Raw genomic sequence first — 21,325 nt, forward strand, 5'->3', positions numbered from 1 at the left:
AACAAAGCATGAAAAAGAAATTATTAGTATTATTGCTCGGTACATCGTTGGCCCTGGCTGCATGTGGTGGCGGTGACTCAGCGGAAGAAGCACCAGAACAAGAAGCTTCTTCAGGAGAGACAGCAAGTACAGAAAGTGGAGAAAAGCTGTTTCTGCAAAGTTGTGCAGCCTGTCATGGTCAAGACTTAAAAGGCGGAGCAGGTCCAAGCCTTGAACAAGTCGGAGGCAAATATTCAAAAGAAGATATTGAAAATATTATTGTGAACGGTCAAGGCGGAATGCCTAAAGGGATTCTCAAGGGCGAAGACGCAGCAAAAGTGGCCGAATGGCTAGCAACGAAACAATAAATACCAAGAAAAACAAGGTAGTCTCATAATGTTCGTTGTTTGCACTATTTCAAAGGTTGACGGAAAAAGGTGATTTCACCTCTTTTTGTCAACTTTTTCTTTTTTTTATGACATTTTGCTATGAATTTAGTCTTAAAAATGAGAAATACATGCGACTTTCCCATTGACCACAGCTCTATTGAGTAAAAGAATGTATATTAACCCCCTGAATAACCCCTCAAAGATTCAACTAAGGAGATGTTTGCTCTTTAGTCATGCCTTATTTTCTAGGTCGATTCACATAGATAAATGTATATTTTTACTACTAATGTCATATTTGAAACGAAAATGTAATATTTTCAAGGCTTATCTTGACAACGATTAATGTTATAATGATATGGCGTGAAAAAAATAGCGCACATTTTGCAGAACATCTGCATATTTTGTCGAATGTTTAAAAAACGTACACCCATCTACTATAAAGAGAATTGATTAGGTGATAAAAATGATTGAAATGCAAGACGTTTATAAAACGTATCCGAATGGCGTTAAGGCCATTAACGGCATTAATGTGAAAATAAATCAAGGTGAGTTTGTCTATGTGGTCGGACCGAGCGGAGCGGGAAAATCGACCTTCATTAAAATGATGTACCGCGAAGAAGTCCCAACTTCAGGTCAAATCATCGTCAATGATGTGAATCTCGAAAAATTAAAAAATAGTAAAGTACCAATCTTCCGCAGACAGCTTGGGGTCGTCTTCCAAGACTTTAAATTACTGCCGAAGCTGACGGTCTATGAAAATGTAGCCTTCGCTCTTGAAGTCATTGAAGAGCATCCAGAAAAAATCCGCACTCGTGTTATGGAAGTGCTTGATCTTGTTAAATTGAAGCATAAAATTCGTTCATTGCCAGATGAACTGTCAGGTGGAGAGCAACAACGTATTTCCATTGCGCGCTCAATTGTAAATAACCCGAAAATGGTTATTGCCGATGAGCCGACAGGGAACTTGGATCCGGAAACATCATGGGAAATCATGGACATTTTTAAAGAAATTAATAAACGTGGCACAACGGTTGTAATGGCAACCCATAACCGTGAAATCGTAAACTCCATTCGTAAACGGGTTATTGCGATTGAAAACGGGAAGATTGCGCGTGATGAAGTAAGAGGTGATTACGGTTATGAAGGGTAGAACATTCATCCGTCATCTTCGTGAAGGAGTCAAAAGTTTAGGCCGCAATAGTTGGATGACCTTTGCATCCATCAGTGCTGTAACGATTACGTTGCTGCTTGTTGGTGTTTTCTTAATTTTAATGTTGAACTTAAACAATTTTGCCTCTTCTGTCGAGGGAGATGTCGAAATTCGTGTTCATATTGATTTAACGGCGAAAGAAGAAGACAAGCAAGCATTGAAAGCACAAATTGAGGCCTTGCCGAAAGTAGCCAATGTGAAATATTCTTCGAAAGACGAAGAACTAGCAAACTTAATTGAGAGTCTCGGTGAGGAAGGACAAGCCTTCAAGCTGTTTGAACAGCAAAATCCGCTCAATGATGTGTATATCGTAAAAACAAAGCTGCCGGAAGATATCATCGGGGTGGCGAAACAAATTGAAACATATCCATATGCCGCGAAGGTCAAGTATGGCGAAAAGCAAGTCGAAAAGCTTTTCCAAGTTATTAATGTTTCACGTAACATCGGGCTTGGACTCATTATTGGGCTCGTGTTCACAGCCATGTTTTTAATCTCGAATACAATTAAAATTACGATTGTCGCAAGACGTACAGAAATTGAGATTATGAGATTAGTAGGGGCGACCAATTCCTTTATTCGCTGGCCGTTCTTTTTGGAAGGTCTGTTTTTAGGGATACTCGGATCAATCATCCCGATTATTGTCTTAATTTCGTCTTACAACTATCTGTTTGCGAATGTCGAGCCAAAGTTGGATGATACGTTCTTTACATTATTGCCAACCTTCCCTCTGACAATTCAAATATCTTTATGGCTTGTACTCATCGGAGCGTGTATCGGTGTGTGGGGAAGTATGATTTCAGTTCGTAAATTTTTACAAAAGTAATGTGTGAAGAAGAGGGCCGTTGCGGTACGCATGGTAACGGTCCTGTATACATAGACAGAAAATTCGCGTGAATGTGTGCGAAAAAAGCGGGAAAAGCGAGGAGAGAGAAAGCGATGAAACGAAACATCTTAACCGTTTCAACAGCTGTAATGATCGGTTTTGCCGGTCTATGGCCGATCAATACCGAAGTTTCAGCTAATTCAACACTTCAAAATAAAATGAACCAAGTACAAGAAAAACGTTCGACGATTTCTGATAATGTCGAGGAGAATCGTCAAGAAATTGAGCGATTACAGGCAGAACAAAAAAAGCTTGAGCAGGAAATTGAGCGTTTAGATGTACAAGTCGCGGAAACCAATGAAAAAATCCGTGTGAAAGAAGCAGAAATTCAGAAAACGAATGAAGCAATTGAACAATTAAAGAAAGAAATCGAAATCGTAACAGAGCGTATTAATAAACGAAATGAGCTTTTAAAGCTTCGCGCCCGCTCGTTACAAGAAAGCGGCGGAACGGTTGATTATTTAGAAGTTATTCTCGGTTCGCAAAGCTTTGGTGATTTTATTAGCCGCGTTAGTGCAGTGAGCACCATTGTCCAAGCGGATAAGGATATTTTAAGGCAGCACGAAGAAGATAAGCGCTTAAAGCAGGAGAAGGAAGATGAACTGCAAAGTCAGTTAACATCGCTTCAATCGAAGCTAAAAGAGCTGGAAGGCTTGAAGCAAGAACTACAGCAACAAGTGACGAAAAAGAACGAACTAATGGCGCAGCTTGAACAAGAAGAAGAGCATAAAGAACATGAAATTCATTTGCTTGAAAACGAAGATCAAGTGCTTGCTAACCAAGAAGAAGCAATTAAAGCATTAATGGCAGAGGAAGCTCGAAAAGTAGCGGAAGCGAAAAAACGTGCGGAAGAAGCGGCAAAAGCGGCAAAAGCGTCTAGCTCTTCCTCTAAAACAGCTCCATCTACGAGCGCTCTTCCTGCTGTCACAGGTGGACTATTCATGAAACCGGCAGAAGGACCCATTACATCTGGATACGGCGGCCGCTGGGGCAAACTTCACGCCGGAGTGGATATTGGCAAGCGCGGCGGTGATGTACCCGTTGTAGCAGCTGCTGCAGGGAAAGTTATTCGTTCGTACTATTCATCAAGCTACGGAAATGTTGTGTTTATCACCCATTACCTGAATGGACAAGTATACACGACTGTTTATGCCCATTTAGAAAACCGTTCTGTGTCAGAAGGGCAAACGGTTGAAAAAGGACAATTTTTAGGATACATGGGTAACACAGGCCGTTCTTACGGAGCTCACTTACACTTTGAAATCCATAAGGGAGCATGGAATCAAAGCAAGTCGAATTCTGTAGACCCAAGACCGTATATCGGGGGCTAAAGAACACCTACCCGTAATTATTCCGCATAAAACGTACAAGCAGTCATATAGTGGTACAAAGGCATCACACCTTTTGTGTGATGCCTTTTGCTACAAAAAATGAGGAAAAGTAACAAGTGAAGAGGTTGGGTTTTACAGATAGCCTTTCGCTTTTCGCAAAAGTTTTACATAGTTTATCCCAATTTGTTTATAATAGGAAGAGATAATGCGGGCTGAGGAGGTTAGCGCGATTGAACCGGAAATTAGTAGCAATTTTAATGTTTGTCTCATTAATGACAGGAGCTGTCGGGATGTATTTTGGTGCCCAATTGCTTCCGCAAAACTTAGCGGTCAGTGACCATGTGGCATTGCCGGTCAAAGGAGAAGCCAAAAGCGAATCCGTTGATGAGCATTTTGAAAAAATTAGACAAGCTTATGAATTAATTTCGACCCAGTATTATAAAGACATTGATAAAGACCAAGTATTGGATGGCGCCATTCAAGGAATGGTGGAGACGTTAAAAGATCCGTACTCTGTGTACATGGATAAAGAAACGTCCGAGCAATTTACTCAATCCCTTGACTCTTCTTTTGAAGGAATTGGCGCAGAGGTCAGCATGGTGGAAGGAAAAGTAACCATTGTCGCTCCGTTCAAAGATTCGCCAGCTGAAAAAGCAGGGTTAAAGCCGAATGATCAAATTATTCGCATTGACGGCAAAAGCATTGAAGGACTTGATTTGTATGAAGCGGTATTAAAAATCCGCGGTGAAAAAGGGTCAACTGTCAAACTTGATGTGGAGCGACCAGGTGTGAAAGATGCATTGGAAATTAGCGTCAAACGAGATGAAATTCCAATTGAAACGGTTTATTCATCCGTGAAGAAATCCAATGGAAAACAAATCGGATACATGGAAATTACGTCCTTCTCAGAATCGACAGCGAAAGAGTTTAACGAACAGCTGGCAGCGCTTGAGAAAAAGGGAATTGACGGACTCGTATTGGATGTTCGCGGAAATCCGGGCGGCTACTTGCAAAGTGTAGAAGAAATTTTGAAAGAGCTTGTCACAGAAGAAAAACCATTAGTGCAAATTGAGCAACGAGATGGCGAAAAGCAGCGAATCTTTTCTTCCTTAAAAGAAAAGAAAGACTATCCAATCGTCACGCTGATTGACCGTGGAAGTGCGTCCGCCTCTGAAATTTTAGCGGGAGCGCTGAAAGAAGCGGGCGGGTATGAACTAGTCGGTGAAACGTCGTTTGGAAAAGGAACGGTTCAGCAGGCTGTACCAATGGAGGACGGCAGCAACATTAAGCTTACTTTCTATAAGTGGTTAACACCAGACGGCAACTGGATTCATGAAAAAGGTGTGAAGCCGACCGTTGAAGTGAAGCAGCCGGATTACTATTATGCGAATCCGATTCAAGTGGAAAAGCCGCTTGCGTATGATATGAACAGTGATCAAGTGAAAAATGCACAAGAGATGCTGAAAGGACTTGGGTTTGAACCAGGCCGTACGGACGGTTATTTCGATAAGCAGACGGAAACGGCAGTCAAAGCCTTCCAGCAAACGAATAAACAAACGGTAACAGGAACAATTGATGAGGAAACTGCTTCTCTAATTCAAACGAAGCTTCTTGAACAAATTCAGGCAGAAACGAATGACCTTCAATTGCAAACAGCAATTAAGCTCGTTAGCCAAAAATAACGGAAAAGTCGACTTTTTCCAATACTGAGCAAAATGGACCGTTACGAAACCTTGAGAATACAAAAGGTTTCCATAAACGGTCCATTTTTTATGAAATCGAAAGGCCATGATGTTTTGCGGTGTTTAGAATAGATTAGATAGTTCCCCCCTTTTTACGTAAATGATTCCAAAACATTGAAAATCGACATTGTTGTTTAATAGGGCCTTTTGCTAAAATAAGACTATGTGCAACGGAAGAATAACAAAAAAAGAGATAGATAGGCGGTGAATGGAGATGGAGATTGTAACGGAAGGGTTGGCGGGAATTGGTCGCTTTTTTATGCACCCGTTAACATACTTTTTTATTATGGTGGCCTTCTTTGTCGGACAAGTACGGGTGAAACGAGAACGCAATTATTTTCATACGCGTGTGTTTGATTTTGTGTTGGAATTGAAATATTTATTTTTCCCTGGTGTTGTCATTGGAATAATTGCATCTCTGGTGGCTGTGCTGGCGGGTGTGTACATGCCATTTGGAGTGATTGCCCTCGTAGCCGCTATCACGATGCTTTTGAGTGGCCCGTGGACATTCCGTTGGTTGTCTCCTGCTTATGTGATTGGATTTACAATGGTTATTGCCTTTTTTATTCCAGAACAGACAGGGGCAAGCGGAGTTCTCCAAACGTGGCTAAAGGATATACAGGAAACACCGTTAACCTCCCTCACCGTTTTATTGGCGGTACTTTTATTGGCAGAAGGTTATTTAGTTTGGAAGTTTGGCGTGAAAGGGACATCGCCTGCTGTGTTAAAAAGCAAGCGTGGTTTGCCGATGGGGGTCCACTTCTCACAAAAGCTATGGGGAATTCCGGTCATGGTTCTCATTCCAGGAGATAGCTTCGGACAGCTTTTTGGATGGTGGCCGACCTTATCTTTACAAGGTGAGACTTTTAGTTTATTTCTTGTGCCATTTGGGATTGGATTTTTCCAAAAAGTACAAGGGATGCTACCGGTTGAATCAATTTCCAATACGGGAAGACGTGTACTTGGACTTGGGCTAGTGGTGACGTTGTTAACACCGATTGTTTTTTTCTATCCATTGGCCGCTGTGTTCATAGGGAGTCTCGCTATTTTAGTACGTGAATGGATTAGTATTAACCAACGAATAAACGATGAAAATGCACCTTCGTTTTTTGGAAAACGAGAAAAAGGATTGGTTATTTTAGGCTTTATTCCGAAGTCTCCCGCTGAAAAGATGGACCTTAAAGTAGGGGAAGTTATTATGAAGGTAAATGGGATGCCTGTTTCTGATGTCAACGAGTTTTACCGTGCCTTGCAGCTTAATCGCGCCTATTGCAAGCTGGAAGTAAATGATGTCAACGGAGAAGTGCGTTTCGTTCAACGTGCGCTTTATGATGGGGAACATCATGAACTTGGGGTACTATTTGTTCAGAGTCATCAAGATTGGAAGCCGGAAGCGGTATGAAGAATTAGTTAAGCTAAACGCAAAAACAAGGGAGGAAGAAACGGCTAGTTTCTCCTCCCTTGTTTTGTGTTATTCTTCTTTTTCGGACGATGTGTGATTTCTTACGTCCGATTCTTCTGCAAATTCGGTTCCGTATGCTAACCTTCGATTAAAGTTTACTTGTGGTCGTTCCTTCGGTTCCCGTGCAGCGAGGTGGTTCAGCAAATAGCGGTGAATAAATACTTCTACTCCTGTAATGAGACCTGCGGATATAATGCTTCCCCAAGCGATTTGCAAATAATTATCAAACAGAATTCCTCCAAAAATCCATACACTCATATAGATCAAGAGGAATTCGACGACAGCTGTGGAGGCATTTCCGAAGTTCGGCAAAATGATTCGATCGCCGAGTATGTAAGAGATGGCTGTCACAAGCACGCTGAAGGATAGAATATCAACAAATGTGGCCTCAAAAAACAAATCAAGTGCAATCGTAAACGCAAGGATAGAAGCAATCAATTTTATAAATAGTACGGTTGTCTGTTTCATGGTTAACCTCCCTTTTCCACTTATTTTTAGTCAAAAAAGGGGTTTTCATACATGGAATCATCGATTTAGCAGTTAACAAGGACGTCTGAGTCATGTGTACTAAAACAGACAATGGAAAGCAAAAAGCACCGTAACAGCTAAGTACGGTGCTTTTGTTAGGTCAGTTATTTATTATTCTGCCGCTTCTGTGAACTCTTTGTGGCCTTTACCTGGAGATTTCACACCAAGCTCTGCTAATTGAGCGTTCATTTCATCGATGATTGCTTGAGCTTTTTCTTTTGTTTCGTCATCAAGGTTAGCGAATAAATCAGCACGGTCGCCTTTTAGCCCTTTATGACCTTTAGCCGGAAGTTCTACACCAAGTTCAGCTAATTGAGCTTGAGCTTCTTCTTGAGTTAAAGCCCCATCTTTCACTTGCTCCATAATGGCTTTTGCTTGTTCTTTCGTTTCGTCATCAAGGTTAGCGAAAGCGCCAGCACGGTCGCCTTTTGGTCCTTTATGACCTTTAGCCGGAAGTTCTACACCAAGTTCAGCTAATTGAGCTTGAGCTTCTTCTTGAGTCAAAGTCCCATCTTTTACTTGTTCCATAATGGTTTTTACTTGTTCTTTCGTTTCGTCATCAAGGTTAGCGAAAGCGCCAGCACGGTCGCCTTTTGGTCCTTTATGACCTTTAGCCGGAAGTTCTACACCAAGTTCAGCTAATTGAGCTTGAGCTTCTTCTTGAGTCAAAGTCCCATCTTTTACTTGCTCCATAATGGCTTTTGCTTGTTCTTTCGTTTCGTCATCAAGGTTAGCGAATAAATCAGGGCGCTCGCCTTTAGTTGGAAGATTCACACCAAGCTCCGCTAATTGAGCTTTTGCCTGTTCCATAATTTCTTGAATTTGTTGTTGAGTAGCTTCATCTAAATTTTGTGCCCCTTTTCCTTTGAGCATTTGTGCAACTGGTGCTGTAGAGCTTGTATCGTCTGTGGCAGCTGCCGCAGGAAGAGTCGCGCCTCCGATAATTCCTACTGATAAAGCACCTGTCATTACATAACCGAATAATTTCTTTTTGTTCATCATTTTTACTTCCTCCTCAATTGTGTATATTGTTGTTTCACTCATTGGTGTTGTCTACATGTGTTACTTTAAACTTGAATGGTGAAAAAACGGTGAAAAGAGGAAAAAAATCAAAAATTATTTTAAAAAATTTTAAAAGGTAAAGTAAATCCTTATGGTTCTGCGGCTATGTTTAGGCAAATAGAAGAGGCAGTGTGATATGATGAAAAGTGTGAAAAGGAACGAAATAGGAGGTACATATATGAGAGCGCTTGTGTTTGAAACATTTGGAGGTCCGGAGGTGCTGCATGATCAAGAACTAGCAGAACCTATCATCGGCCCCCATGACATTTTATTAAATATGAAAGCAATCGGTTTGAATTTTGCCGATGTATATAGAAGAAAAGGAAATTATCATCTAGCAGGAGAACCGCCTTATATTTTAGGCTACGAAGGGGCTGGAGTTGTTCAAAAAATAGGAAGCGAGGTTACAGGTCTTAAGCCAGGCGATCGCATTGCCTTTGCGGATGTACCACACGCGAATGCCGAGCTTGTAGCGGTTCCGAAAGACAAAGCGATTCCACTTCCAGAAGGGGTTTCGTTTGAAACGGCGGCGTCTGTTTTGCTTCAAGGGCTGACCGCTCATTATTTAACGAAAGACAGCTATCGCATTCAAGCAGGTGATATTGCTCTTGTTCACGCTGCAGCTGGCGGCGTCGGGCAGCTTCTCGTTCAAATGGTGAAATTGCTTGGCGGAAAAGTCATCGGATTGACGTCTTCAGAGGAGAAAAGAAAAGCGGCGAAGAATGCCGGAGCAGATGAAGTATTTTTATATGAAGAGAATTGGAAAGAACACGTGCTTCAAGTAACGGAGAAAAATGGGGTGGATGTTACCTATGAATCCGTGGGGTCTACACTTATGGACAGCTTTGAGGTGACGCGTATCGGAGGCACGGTCGTATTTTACGGAATGGCCGGAGGAGATCCTGCACACGTTGATCCAAGAATGTTAATGGATACATCCAAAACCTTAACGGGTGGGGACCTTTGGAATGTGCTTACTTCCTATGAAGAACGGGTTGAGCGTTCAAACGAGCTATTTCAATGGATACAGGAAGGAAAATTGAACATATCAGCAGCCACAACCTTTCCACTTAGTGAGGGAGCGGAAGCGCATCGCTATTTAGAAAGCCGAAAAAGCATGGGGAAAATTTTATTAATTCCGTAAAAGAGGTGAGAGACAGATGGTGGTCAAAATCATATGTGGAATGGTCATTCCGTTTTTACTCGTTCTTTTCTTTACGAGAGTTACGTACAGTGTCACAGTGGGAACAGCGCTGACTGCCGTGCTGCTTGCGTTGTCTATTTATAAAGGATATGCCGATTATCCCGTCATCATCGCAGTAGATGTTGCTTCTGTCATCATTGGGGTCATTTACGCGAGGAAAATGCTGAGTGGTCTGCGTGTAAAAACATAATACGGATAAAAAACACTCATCAAGGGTACAAAACAAACTGAGATGAGTGTTTTTTTCTACTTTTGTGGATTTTGTGCAATTCTCTTTTTAGGGGAATATTAGTTCGTATTTTTGGAGTTTTACAGCTCATTTGTGCTACAATGAAAATACATTTTTCTGTACGATTGGAGGCAATTGTGTGAAAGACCAATTCGATTTAGTGTCTGCCTATTCCCCGCAAGGTGATCAGCCGAAAGCGATTGCGGCGCTTGTGGAAGGAATTCGGCAAGGGAAAAAGCATCAAGTACTGCTTGGGGCAACTGGAACGGGAAAAACGTTTACGGTTTCCAATTTAATTAAAGAAGTGAACAAGCCAACCCTTGTGATTGCCCATAATAAAACGCTCGCTGGCCAACTGTACAGCGAGTTTAAGGAGTTTTTTCCGAATAATGCCGTCGAATATTTCGTGAGTTATTACGACTATTACCAGCCTGAAGCCTACGTGCCTCAAACGGATACTTTCATTGAAAAGGACGCTAGTATTAATGACGAAATTGACAAGTTGCGCCACTCGGCTACGTCAGCGTTGTTTGAGCGTAAAGATGTCATTATCATTGCCAGTGTGTCCTGTATTTATGGCTTAGGTTCGCCAGAAGAATACAAAGAGATGGTCGTCTCTTTACGCGTTGGGATGGAGAAAGAGCGAAACGAGCTATTACGAGAGTTTGTCGACGTACAATATGAACGAAATGATATTGATTTTAAACGCGGGACTTTCCGTGTGCGGGGTGATGTCGTTGAGATTTTTCCAGCATCGCGTGATGAGCACTGCATTCGAATCGAGTTTTTCGGAGATGAAATTGATCGCATCCGTGAAGTCGATGCCCTTACCGGTGAAATTTTAGCAGAGCGTGAGCATGTCGCCATCTTCCCAGCATCCCACTTCGTGACACGAGAAGAAAAGATGCGTGTAGCCATTCAAAATATTGAAAAAGAGCTGGAAGAACGTCTCCATGTAATGCGTGAAAACGGAAAACTGTTGGAAGCACAGCGGCTGGAGCAACGAACTCGCTATGATTTAGAAATGATGAGGGAAATGGGATTTTGTTCGGGAATCGAGAACTATTCCCGTCATCTGACGTTGCGCCCTCCTGGTTCTACTCCTTATACGCTGCTTGATTTCTTTCCGGATGATTTTTTGATTGTCATTGATGAGTCGCATGTGACAGTTCCGCAAATTCGGGGTATGTATAATGGAGACCAAGCACGGAAGCAAGTGCTTGTCGATCACGGCTTCCGCCTTCCATCAGCGCTCGATAACCGACCGCTGAAGTTTGAGGAATTTGAACAGCATATTAACCAGATTGTTCACGTTTCTGCGACACCTGGACCGTATGAGTTGGAAAAGGCGCCAGCAGTTGTAGAGCAAATTATTCGCCCGACTGGGTTGCTTGATCCGACGATTGACGTGCGCCCAATTGAAGGACAAATCGATGATTTATTAGGAGAAATCCACGAGCGCATTAAACGTGATGAGCGGGTACTTGTGACGACGTTGACGAAGAAGATGTCGGAAGACTTGACCGACTATTTAAAAGAGCTCGGGATTAAAGTGAACTACTTGCATTCAGAAGTCAAGACGCTTGAACGGATTGAGACGATTCGAGAATTGCGTCTTGGTAAGTATGATGTATTAGTTGGCATCAACTTGTTAAGAGAAGGTCTTGATATTCCAGAAGTGTCGCTCGTGGCCATTTTAGATGCAGATAAAGAAGGTTTCCTTCGTTCGGAGCGGTCATTAATTCAGACGATTGGCCGAGCAGCTCGAAATTCAAACGGCCATGTCATTATGTATGCGGACCGTATTACGAAGTCGATGGAAATCGCCCTTGATGAAACAAAGCGTCGCCGCGAGAAGCAGCAGGCTTACAATGAGGAACATGGCGTTACACCGAAGACGATTAAAAAGGCTGTTCATGGTTCCATTCGAGCAACAGTTGCAGCGGAAGAAAGTGAAACATATGATGCGGCGCCGAAGGTTGGAAAAATGACGAAGAAAGAACGAGAAACAATGATAGCGAAGCTTGAAATCGAAATGAAAGAAGCCGCCAAAGCTTTGAATTTCGAACGGGCAGCCGAATTGCGCGATTTACTGATAGAGCTGAAAGCGGAAGGATGAGAAAAGAAGATGGCTATGGAACACATCGTCGTAAAAGGGGCGAGAGCCCACAATTTAAAAAATATCGATGTCACTATTCCGCGTGATCAACTAGTGGTGGTAACAGGGTTATCTGGCTCGGGGAAATCTTCCCTTGCTTTTGACACGATATACGCAGAAGGGCAACGACGCTACGTTGAGTCGTTGTCTGCCTATGCCCGCCAGTTTTTAGGGCAAATGGATAAGCCGGATGTTGATGCGATTGAAGGTTTGTCACCTGCTATTTCGATTGATCAAAAAACAACAAGCCGCAACCCGCGTTCAACGGTCGGGACGGTCACGGAAATTTATGATTATTTGCGCCTGTTGTTTGCGCGCGTCGGGCGCCCGACATGTCCGACACACGATATCGAAATCACGTCACAAACGATTGAACAAATGGTCGACCGCATTATGGAGTATCCAGAACGAACGAAAATTCAAGTGCTGTCACCTGTTGTGTCAGGGCGAAAAGGTGCTCATGTCAAAGTGTTAGAAGACATAAAAAAACAAGGATATGTGCGGGCGCGCATTGACGGCGAGATTTTAGATTTATCGGAAGAGATTGAACTAGAGAAAAACAAAAAGCACTCCATTGAAGTAGTCATTGACCGAATTGTGGTGAAAGAAGGAGTCGCAGCACGTCTGGCGGATTCGTTGGAAACAGCGTTAAGGCTCGGAGAAGGACGAGTGATTATCGATGTAATGGGAGAAGAAGAACTATTGTTTAGTGAGCACCATGCTTGCCCGCATTGCGGTTTTTCGATCGGAGAATTGGAGCCGCGAATGTTTTCGTTCAATAGTCCGTACGGGGCTTGTCCAAGCTGTGACGGATTGGGCTCAAAGCTGGAAGTGGACCTTGATCTTGTTCTTCCGAATCACGATTTGTCGTTGAAGCAACATGCGATTGCACCGTGGGAACCGACAAGCTCGCAATATTATCCGCAACTGTTGGAATCGGTTTGTCAGCATTACGGCATTGACATGGATGTGCCAGTCAAGGACTTGCCGAAGCATTTATTAGACAAGGTGCTATATGGAAGTGACGGAGAAGAGATTTACTTCCGCTATGAAAATGATTTTGGACAAGTTCGTGAAAACTATATCCAGTTTGAAGGGGTCATTCCGAACGTTGAGCGCCGCTACCGAGAAACAAGCTCGGATTACATTCGAGAGCAGATGGAAAAGTATATGGCACAGCAACCATGTCCAACTTGTAAGGGGAACCGTTTGAAAAAAGAAAGTTTGGCTGTGTTGGTTGATCGTCGTCATATTGGGGATGTGACGAGATTGTCTGTTCAAGAAGCGTATGACTTTTTTGACACTCTTCAATTGTCGGAAAAGGAAATGAAAATTGCGCAGATGATTTTGCGTGAAATTCAGGAGCGGCTGGGCTTCTTAAATAATGTGGGCCTAGATTACTTAACGCTAAGCCGCTCTGCTGGAACGTTATCGGGTGGTGAGGCGCAGCGAATTCGATTAGCAACGCAAATTGGCTCCAGGTTAACAGGTGTGCTATATATTTTAGATGAACCGTCCATCGGATTGCATCAGCGTGACAACGACCGTTTAATTCAAACGATGCAAAATATGCGGGATATTGGCAACACCCTTATTGTCGTCGAGCATGATGAAGATACGATGATGGCCGCTGATTATTTAATTGATATCGGTCCAGGTGCCGGTGTACATGGCGGACAAATTGTATCAAGTGGAAAACCGGAAGAAGTGATGAACGATCCGAACTCGTTAACAGGACAATATTTAGCAGGGAAAAAATTTATTCCGCTCCCACAGGAACGAAGACAGCCTGATAAAGAGCGAATGATTGAAATTATTGGCGCAAAAGAGAACAACTTGAAAAACGTGAAGGTGAAGTTTCCGCTCGGTACATTCACTGCCGTAACCGGTGTATCTGGGTCGGGGAAAAGTACGCTCATTAATGAGGTGCTTCATAAGGCACTTGCGCAAAAGCTGTATAAATCCAAAAGCAAACCGGGTGAACATAAAGAAATCAAAGGACTGGAAAATCTCGATAAAGTCATTGATATCGATCAATCACCAATCGGGCGTACTCCACGCTCAAATCCAGCCACGTATACAGGGGTGTTTGATGACATCCGTGATGTATTTGCCCAAACAAACGAAGCGAAAGTGCGTGGGTACAAAAAAGGGCGCTTCAGCTTCAATGTGAAAGGTGGCCGCTGTGAGGCGTGTCGTGGAGATGGAATCATCAAAATTGAAATGCACTTTTTACCGGATGTGTATGTACCATGTGAAGTATGTCATGGGAAACGATACAACCGTGAAACATTAGAAGTCACTTACAAAGGAAAAAACATTTCGGACGTATTGGAAATGACAGTCGAAGATGGGTTACACTTCTTTGAAAATATCCCAAAAATTAAGCGGAAGCTCCAAACGATTTTGGATGTCGGGCTTGGCTATATTAAACTAGGACAACCAGCAACGACCCTCTCAGGAGGGGAAGCACAGCGTGTGAAGCTTGCTTCGGAGCTCCATCGACGTTCGACAGGTCGGACATTGTATATTTTAGATGAACCAACCACTGGATTGCACATTGATGACATTTCTCGTTTGTTGAAAGTATTGCAGCGTCTTGTCGATAACGGCGATACAGTCTTGGTTATCGAGCATAATCTGGATGTGATTAAAGCGGCTGATTACCTTGTAGACCTTGGCCCAGAAGGCGGAGACGGCGGCGGTCAAATTGTCGCTACCGGTACCCCAGAAGAAGTTGCAGAAGTAGAAGCGTCCTACACAGGTCGTTACTTAAAACCAATTTTACAACGAGACCGCCAGCGTATGGACGAAAAACTGAAACAAGCAGAAATCGTTACAAACTAAATACACAAGCTGAGCGGAAAGTGTACTTTCTGTTCAGCTTTTTTTCGTTTGTCTTATAAAGGTTCTCATAGAAGTGTGCGGCAACATCTTGTAAGGACTCTTCTCTCACGTTTAGGTTGATTTAAATAACATATGAAACCATTTCGGGGAATAAACGTATAACAAATTAAAGGAGCTGAACAAGATGGAAGCGCGAAAAATCATTTCTTCCTTATGTTATTTTAGTGTATTTTTTGCCCCGTTTTTATTGCCAATTATCGTCTATTTCGTAGCGGATGAGCATGATGTGAAACGACATGCGAAGGCTTCGTTTTTGTCACACGTGATCCCTGCTTTAACGTTTTTGTTATTCTTTATCGTATTTATTCCGGGGATGTCTTTATCAGGAGAAATCATCGTAGGATGGCTGTTTTTGATTATGATTTTATTTTCTTTGCTGAGTTTTATTATGGTTGTATGGAATGTAGTGAGGGGAATTAAGGTATTAATGTCTTAAGGCGAGTAAGGAAACAAAACGTATACAAATGCGGGTTGGGAGGCAAGGAAGATGAAGGAAAAACGTAAGCAAATTTTAAACATGGTCGAAGAAGGAAAGTTGTCAGCGGCAGAGGCGTTAACGTTGCTGGAAGCGTTGGAACAGGAGCAAACAAAGGCGAATGTAAAGGAAGAAGAGATGATTCAAGAGCTCTCTACGGCTGTTTTTGGCAGCAAAAGCAGTTCAACCTCGTATGAATCATCCAAACAACATTCTTTTAAAGACAAATTTTTAACGTTTATTGATCAAACTGTTAAAAAGGTAAAAGATCTCGACTTAGATTTTAACTTTGGTCCATCTTATGAAGTGAGACATATTTTTCAGCATTCAGCAGGGAGTATTCGGCAGGTTGATGTAGATGTAACGAACGGCAGTGTTGAACTTCTCCCGTGGGTGCATCACGATGTGCGAGTGGAATGTGAAGCGCTTGTGTATAAAGTGGAAAATCAGGAAGAAGCTCGTCAATCCTTCCTTCAAGATGCGACACTTTTAATGGAAAACGGGCAGCTGCGCTTTGCGGTTCAAAAAAAGAATGTGAAAGTGAAAGTAAAAATGTATGTACCATCAGCGATGTATGAATTGGTTAAAGTTCGCATGTTTAACGGACCGATTGCAGCAGAAGGGATACACGCTCGGGAAGTAAAGGCCAAAACAGCGAACGGAGGCATTAAACTGAAAACGATTCAAGCGGATGAAGTGGAACTGGAAACGGCACACGGACATATTTCACTCGATGCTTCTCGTGTGAAAAAGTGTGAAGCGGAAACTATTAACGGATTGATTCGAATTGACGGTGTTTGCGAAGTGGTCGATATTCAAACGTTCAATGGCAGCATTAAGTGCTATTTAAAAGATGACAGCACACAAAAGCTATTTTTAAAAACGACGACAGGCAGTATCGACGTATACGTTCCGAAGACATTAGCAGTCGAAGGGGATTTGAAATCCAATCTTGGGAATTTCACTTGCTTGCTTCCAGGCTTAGAGATCCTTGAAGAAAAAAACGAGACTGTTCAAAAGTCGCTTCGTTTTCAAGCGAATAAACTGCAACCGCGTGTATGTAAGCTAGTGGCTGAATCGAAAACAAGCTCCATCACGATTAAAGAGTAAAGAAAAGGAGTGAAGAAGATGAAAAAATTATATCGTTCCCGAAGAAAAAGAAAGCTGGCTGGGGTTATCGGGGGCTTGGCGGATTATACAGGATGGGATGCGACCTTACTCCGCGTTTTATTCGTCATCGGGTTAGTGATTGGATACGGAACGCTTGCGCTGATTTATTTAATTTGGATTTTTGTTGTCCCGAATGAAGAGGGGACTTATTAAATATGTTGCAATGGTTTATTAGTGTTTTAGTAAATGCGTTAGTGTTAATCGTTGTGGCAGGCTACATCGATACATTCTATTTACAGTCAGCGAGCGCTGCTATCATTGCTAGTATGCTATTGTCGGTTCTTAATGTCATCGTTAAACCGATTTTGATTTTACTTACTTTACCTGTTACCGTCTTAACGCTCGGTTTGTTTTTAGTCGTAATTAATGCAATTACTTTAATGATGACCCAATCCTTGATGGGGGATTCCTTTGTGATTGAAGGGTTTGGAACAGCAATGTTGGCTGCGATTATTATTTCATTGCTGAATATTCTTATCCAAAAATTCATTGTGGAACGAATTCAAAAAAGAGGATAATTAGTGAAGACCGCCATATTTTTCTAATGTCATAAATAGTGCTAAAATAAAGATGCTGCTTTGTCATGCAGCATCTTTATTTTGGGTAAAAATGATTGTTGAAATAAAAGGAGGAATCATCGTGGCTAACGTTCGCACAAAGGATATTATTGAAAAATTTAATTTAGAGTTAATCAGTGGCGGAGACGGTATTAACCGACCAATTACAATTAGTGATATTTCAAGGCCAGGGATTGAAATTGCAGGATATTTTGCCTATTATCCGGCTGAGCGGGTACAGCTGTTAGGAAAAACGGAGCTATCTTTTTTCCAACAGTTAGATTCGGAAGATAAAAAAATTAGAATGGAGCAACTTTGCACCGACATTACACCTGCCATTATTGTGTCGCGGGAGATGGACGTACCGCCGGAATTAATTGACGCTTCCGAACGGGAATCGGTACCGGTGTTGCGTTCACGTATGAAAACAACCCGTTTATCAAGCCACTTGACGAATTATTTAGAAAGTAGACTTGCTCCGACGACAGCGGTGCACGGTGTACTTGTAGATGTGTACGGCATTGGGGTGCTCATTACGGGAAAAAGTGGAGTCGGTAAAAGTGAAACCGCGCTTGAACTTGTGAAACGCGGGCATCGTCTCGTGGCCGATGATTGTGTGGAAATTCGCCAAGAGGATCAAGATACGCTCGTTGGTAACGCGCCAGGCTTAATTGAGCATCTTCTGGAAATTCGAGGCTTAGGGATTATTAATGTGATGACTTTGTTTGGAGCAGGATCTGTCCGCAGCTATAAACGCATTTCTTTAATTATTAACCTTGAGCTTTGGGACCAAACGAAGCAGTATGACCGTTTAGGTTTAGAAGAAGAAAAAATGAAAATTATTGATACGGATGTGACGAAGTTGACGGTACCAGTTCGCCCGGGCCGTAACTTAGCTGTCATTATTGAAGTGGCCGCGATGAATTTCCGTTTGAAGCGAATGGGCATCAATGCTGCAGAACAGTTTTCCAACCGTTTAACAGACGTGATTGAAGACGTTGACCATCACGACGAGATTTAAGGAGAGGGAGTGAAATCGTGCTAGGAAACATACAGCCGCTAGATCGTGTCTTTTTGCAACTCGGTCCAATTTCGATTTACTGGTACGGAGTTATTATTGGCGCGGGTGTATTACTGGCGTTATATGTTGCGACGAAAGAAGCGGAACGTCGGGGATTGCCGAAAGAATTATTTGTAGACCTTGTTTTATTTGCCGTACCGATTGCGATCATTTGTGCAAGAATCTATTATGTTGCTTTTAAATGGGATTATTACTCACAGCATTTAAATGAAATTCCGCAAATTTGGCAAGGGGGAATTGCCATTCATGGCGGTTTGCTCGGGGCAGTAGCGACCGGACTTGTCTTTGCGAAAGTGAAGGGCGTCTCGTTTTGGAAGCTTGCTGATATCGCAGCGCCGAGCATCATTCTTGGGCAGGCGATTGGACGTTGGGGGAACTTCATGAACCAGGAGGCGCATGGGGGACCTGTGACACGTGAGTTTTTAGAAGGCTTATTGCTACCAGACTTTATTATTAATCAAATGTATATTAATGGTACATACTACCATCCAACCTTTTTATATGAATCGCTTTGGAGCATTGCGGGCTTTATTTTGCTAATTTCATTACGGAAAGTAAATTTACGCCGGGGAGAATTGTTTTTCACGTATATGATTTGGTACTCCATTGGTCGCTTCTTTGTGGAGGGGTTACGAACAGACAGCTTAATGTTGACGGAAACTCTTCGCATTGCGCAAGTGATTTCTTTGTTTTTCATTGCGCTCGCAATCATCTTATGGATCGCTCGCCGCATGAAAGGCTGGAGCAAGGAGCGATATTTAGATTAAGGACGGGGAGGGAGACGTTTGACTGGTTCACTTAAAAGGGGTTTGTTTGTTGGATTAAAGACAACATGGACATTAGGAAAAATCATCTTTCCCATTACGCTGCTCGTTTCGATGCTTCAATATACGCCAGTTATTCCGTGGTTTGCAAATGTGATTGAACCGTTTATGACGTTTATTGGATTGTCAGGCGATGCGGCCATTCCGCTCGTACTTGGGAACTGTCTCAATTTATATGCAGGAATCGGCGGGATTCTGTCACTTGATTTAACGGTGAAAGAAGTATTTATCATTGCGGTCATGCTTTCATTTTCCCATAACCTTTTCATCGAAACAGGTGTGGCGTTGAAAGTGGGCGTGAAGCTTTGGGTGATTTTAGCGGTTCGTCTTGGACTTGCGATTGTCTCTGCTTTTTTTATTAATTTACTATGGCAAGGAGGAAGCGAACTCGCTCAATACGGCTTTGTGTCGCCGAAAACTGAAGAGGTAGAAGGTTGGCTGGCTATTTTTCTTCAAGGAATGGAAAAAGCAGGATTCGGTATTTTGCAAATGGCTCTGATCGTTATTCCTGTTATGATTGGGATGCAAATTTTAAAAGACTTAAATTGGCTAGCTAAAATTTCACGATGGATGGCACCAGCGACACGGACGCTTGGCATGAAGGAAAATACATCGATGACGCTAGCGACCGGCTTAGTTATTGGTTTGGCATATGGAGCGGGTGTGATGATTCAGGCGGTAGAAGAGGATGGGGTGTCCAAAAAAGATGCAACGCTTGCGTTCATTTTTTTAGTGGCTTGTCATGCTGTCATTGAAGATACCCTCATTTTCATACCGCTCGGCATTAATGTTCTTCCGTTGCTGCTGATCCGGTTAGTGGTGGCCATTTTATTAACTATCATTGTAGCGAGAGCGTGGAATCGCATCGACACTGTAAAACGAAAGGAAGCAACTTATGAATATTAACACGATACTGTTTGATTTAGATGGAACACTGATTGATACGAATGAATTAATTATTTCTTCTTTTCTTCACACGTTAAACAAATTTTATCCAGGTCAATATGCGCGTGAAGATGTGCTCCCGTTTATGGGACCGACGTTGCATGAAACGTTTTCAAATATTGACGAGGAACGCGTACAAGACTTAATCGACACATACCGGGAGTATAATATCTCTAACCATGACTTATTAGTGAAAGAATTTGAAGGAGTATTTGAGACGGTTCAATGGTTGAAAGAGGAAGGATACAAACTCGGTATTGTGACAACGAAAATGAGCAATGTCGTTATGATGGGACTGAAGCTGACGAAGCTGGACCAATTCTTCGATGTCATTGTGGCCATTGACCATGTGACTCATCCGAAGCCACATCCGGAGCCAATTGAGAAGGCGCTTGAGCAGTTAAATGCTAAACCTGAAGAGGCGTTAATGATTGGTGATAACCACCATGATATCGTCGGTGGGCAAAACGCAGGAACGAAAACGGCTGGAGTAGCTTGGAGTGTGAAGGGCCGTGATTATTTGGCTAAATACGAACCAGACTTTATGTTGGAAACGATGAGTGATTTAAGAAAGGTTCTCGGGAGCGTTAACGTGTGAGGAGAACAACTCGTTACCATGTAGAAGGGGCAAACTCGCTTTGGCATGTGTATAAAACCGTTCCTTTTTGGAAGGTTGTCAAAAATTTTATGGTCATCCAGATTGCCCGCTATACTCCTTTTTTATTTGTGAAAAGTTGGCTGTATCGAACATTTTTAGGCATGAAGGTCGGGGCGGAAACATCTTTTGCTTTAATGGTTATGCTTGATGTCATGTTCCCTGAAAAAATTCAAGTCGGGCGCAATACAGTCATTGGTTATAATACAACGATTCTCGCACATGAATATTTGATTAAAGAATATAGACTTGGCGAGGTTATCATCGGTGATGAAGTTATGATTGGCGCTAATACGACGATTTTACCTGGGGTAATCATTGGAGATGGAGCCATCGTTTCAGCGGGTACTCTCGTTCATAAAGATGTTCCAGCGGGCGCCTTTGTTGGTGGCAACCCGATGCAAGTGATTTACACGAAGGAACAACTAGAAGAAAAGGCAAAAGGCAAGATGGAGCCGCTCTCTTAAATGGCAAAAATAGAATATTTTTGATAAAAGACTGTGTTAAATGGATAAACCCTTATTTAACACAGTC

The 21,325-nt window shown here is 42.5% G+C and carries 21 protein-coding genes; 19 read left to right on the forward strand and 2 right to left on the reverse strand.

What is annotated here, in order from left to right; translation table 11 throughout:
- Nucleotides 1-8 precede the first annotated feature (8 nt).
- The 6 genes from cccB (at nucleotide 9) to ACXAEO_RS21170 (ending at nucleotide 6,936) form a co-directional block, all read left to right on the forward strand.
- Nucleotides 9-347, forward strand: a complete 339-nt coding sequence (cccB, locus tag ACXAEO_RS21145; RefSeq protein WP_474884789.1) for a cytochrome c551 — start codon at nucleotides 9-11, stop codon at nucleotides 345-347.
- Nucleotides 348-831: 484 nt separating this feature from the next.
- Nucleotides 832-1,518 carry a cell division ATP-binding protein FtsE gene (gene ftsE, locus ACXAEO_RS21150; protein ID WP_474884791.1) on the forward strand — a complete coding sequence of 229 codons (687 nt, stop codon included), beginning with the start codon at nucleotides 832-834 and terminating at the stop codon, nucleotides 1,516-1,518.
- A complete protein-coding gene (gene ftsX, locus ACXAEO_RS21155) occupies nucleotides 1,508-2,401 on the forward strand; it encodes a permease-like cell division protein FtsX (RefSeq protein ID WP_474884793.1) in 894 nt (297 codons plus the stop codon). Before ftsE ends, ftsX begins: the two co-directional genes overlap by 11 nt.
- A 113-nt stretch (nucleotides 2,402-2,514) precedes the next feature.
- Nucleotides 2,515-3,792: a murein hydrolase activator EnvC family protein gene (locus ACXAEO_RS21160; RefSeq protein ID WP_474884795.1), complete on the forward strand. Its 1,278-nt coding sequence runs from the start codon at nucleotides 2,515-2,517 to the stop codon at nucleotides 3,790-3,792.
- Between the two features lie 230 nt (nucleotides 3,793-4,022).
- On the forward strand, nucleotides 4,023-5,474 hold the full coding sequence (locus tag ACXAEO_RS21165) for a S41 family peptidase (RefSeq protein ID WP_474884796.1): 1,452 nt from the start codon (nucleotides 4,023-4,025) through the stop codon (nucleotides 5,472-5,474).
- A gap of 274 nt (nucleotides 5,475-5,748) precedes the next feature.
- Entirely contained in the window at nucleotides 5,749-6,936 is a 1,188-nt protein-coding gene (locus tag ACXAEO_RS21170) for a PDZ domain-containing protein (protein WP_474884798.1), read from the forward strand.
- Between the two features lie 69 nt (nucleotides 6,937-7,005).
- On the opposite strand, the gene ACXAEO_RS21175 is transcribed toward ACXAEO_RS21170, so the two are convergent.
- Together ACXAEO_RS21175 and ACXAEO_RS21180 are read right to left on the reverse strand one after the other, a co-directional pair.
- The gene (locus tag ACXAEO_RS21175; protein ID WP_474884799.1) at nucleotides 7,006-7,464 is read right to left on the reverse strand and encodes a YndM family protein; all 459 of its coding nucleotides are present in this window, start codon (nucleotides 7,462-7,464) and stop codon (nucleotides 7,006-7,008) included.
- 171 nt (nucleotides 7,465-7,635) lie between these two features.
- Nucleotides 7,636-8,526, reverse strand: coding sequence for a hypothetical protein (locus tag ACXAEO_RS21180; protein WP_474884800.1), 891 nt, complete (start codon nucleotides 8,524-8,526; stop codon nucleotides 7,636-7,638).
- Nucleotides 8,527-8,764: 238 nt separating this feature from the next.
- Between ACXAEO_RS21180 and ACXAEO_RS21185 the strand changes: the two genes are divergently transcribed.
- The 13 genes from ACXAEO_RS21185 to ACXAEO_RS21245 all read left to right on the forward strand — a co-directional run bounded on the left by ACXAEO_RS21185 (nucleotide 8,765) and on the right by ACXAEO_RS21245 (nucleotide 21,258).
- Nucleotides 8,765-9,730, forward strand: a complete 966-nt coding sequence (locus ACXAEO_RS21185) for a quinone oxidoreductase family protein (RefSeq protein WP_474884802.1) — start codon at nucleotides 8,765-8,767, stop codon at nucleotides 9,728-9,730.
- Between the two features lie 16 nt (nucleotides 9,731-9,746).
- On the forward strand, nucleotides 9,747-9,980 hold the full coding sequence (locus ACXAEO_RS21190) for a DUF2198 family protein (RefSeq protein WP_474884804.1): 234 nt from the start codon (nucleotides 9,747-9,749) through the stop codon (nucleotides 9,978-9,980).
- A 178-nt stretch (nucleotides 9,981-10,158) separates the two neighbouring features.
- Nucleotides 10,159-12,138, forward strand: a complete 1,980-nt coding sequence (uvrB, locus tag ACXAEO_RS21195; RefSeq protein ID WP_474884806.1) for an excinuclease ABC subunit UvrB — start codon at nucleotides 10,159-10,161, stop codon at nucleotides 12,136-12,138.
- Nucleotides 12,139-12,147: 9 nt separating this feature from the next.
- Nucleotides 12,148-15,024 carry an excinuclease ABC subunit UvrA gene (gene uvrA / locus ACXAEO_RS21200; protein ID WP_474884808.1) on the forward strand — a complete coding sequence of 959 codons (2,877 nt, stop codon included), beginning with the start codon at nucleotides 12,148-12,150 and terminating at the stop codon, nucleotides 15,022-15,024.
- A gap of 184 nt (nucleotides 15,025-15,208) precedes the next feature.
- Complete coding sequence (locus ACXAEO_RS21205; RefSeq protein WP_474884811.1) at nucleotides 15,209-15,520, forward strand: magnetosome magnetite crystal formation protein family; 312 nt, start codon at nucleotides 15,209-15,211, stop codon at nucleotides 15,518-15,520.
- 51 nt (nucleotides 15,521-15,571) lie between these two features.
- Nucleotides 15,572-16,669 (forward strand): DUF4097 family beta strand repeat-containing protein, encoded by a 1,098-nt coding sequence (locus tag ACXAEO_RS21210; RefSeq protein WP_474884814.1) that lies wholly within the window; start codon nucleotides 15,572-15,574, stop codon nucleotides 16,667-16,669.
- An 18-nt stretch (nucleotides 16,670-16,687) separates the two neighbouring features.
- Nucleotides 16,688-16,882, forward strand: coding sequence for a PspC domain-containing protein (locus ACXAEO_RS21215; protein WP_474884816.1), 195 nt, complete (start codon nucleotides 16,688-16,690; stop codon nucleotides 16,880-16,882).
- A gap of 2 nt (nucleotides 16,883-16,884) precedes the next feature.
- On the forward strand, nucleotides 16,885-17,247 hold the full coding sequence (locus tag ACXAEO_RS21220; protein ID WP_474884819.1) for a phage holin family protein: 363 nt from the start codon (nucleotides 16,885-16,887) through the stop codon (nucleotides 17,245-17,247).
- Nucleotides 17,248-17,368: 121 nt separating this feature from the next.
- Nucleotides 17,369-18,307 carry an HPr(Ser) kinase/phosphatase gene (gene hprK, locus ACXAEO_RS21225; protein ID WP_474884822.1) on the forward strand — a complete coding sequence of 313 codons (939 nt, stop codon included), beginning with the start codon at nucleotides 17,369-17,371 and terminating at the stop codon, nucleotides 18,305-18,307.
- A 17-nt stretch (nucleotides 18,308-18,324) separates the two neighbouring features.
- Nucleotides 18,325-19,134 (forward strand): prolipoprotein diacylglyceryl transferase, encoded by an 810-nt coding sequence (lgt, locus tag ACXAEO_RS21230; protein ID WP_474884823.1) that lies wholly within the window; start codon nucleotides 18,325-18,327, stop codon nucleotides 19,132-19,134.
- An 18-nt stretch (nucleotides 19,135-19,152) separates the two neighbouring features.
- A complete protein-coding gene (locus tag ACXAEO_RS21235) occupies nucleotides 19,153-20,097 on the forward strand; it encodes a nucleoside recognition domain-containing protein (protein WP_474884825.1) in 945 nt (314 codons plus the stop codon).
- Nucleotides 20,087-20,734 carry a pyrophosphatase PpaX gene (gene ppaX / locus ACXAEO_RS21240; RefSeq protein ID WP_474884826.1) on the forward strand — a complete coding sequence of 216 codons (648 nt, stop codon included), beginning with the start codon at nucleotides 20,087-20,089 and terminating at the stop codon, nucleotides 20,732-20,734. The genes ACXAEO_RS21235 and ppaX overlap by 11 nt, the downstream gene beginning before the upstream one ends.
- A complete protein-coding gene (locus tag ACXAEO_RS21245) occupies nucleotides 20,731-21,258 on the forward strand; it encodes an acyltransferase (RefSeq protein ID WP_474884828.1) in 528 nt (175 codons plus the stop codon). Before ppaX ends, ACXAEO_RS21245 begins: the two co-directional genes overlap by 4 nt.
- Nucleotides 21,259-21,325: the final 67 nt, after the last annotated feature.

Source organism: Bacillus sp. ABA4_010, assembly GCF_056159105.1.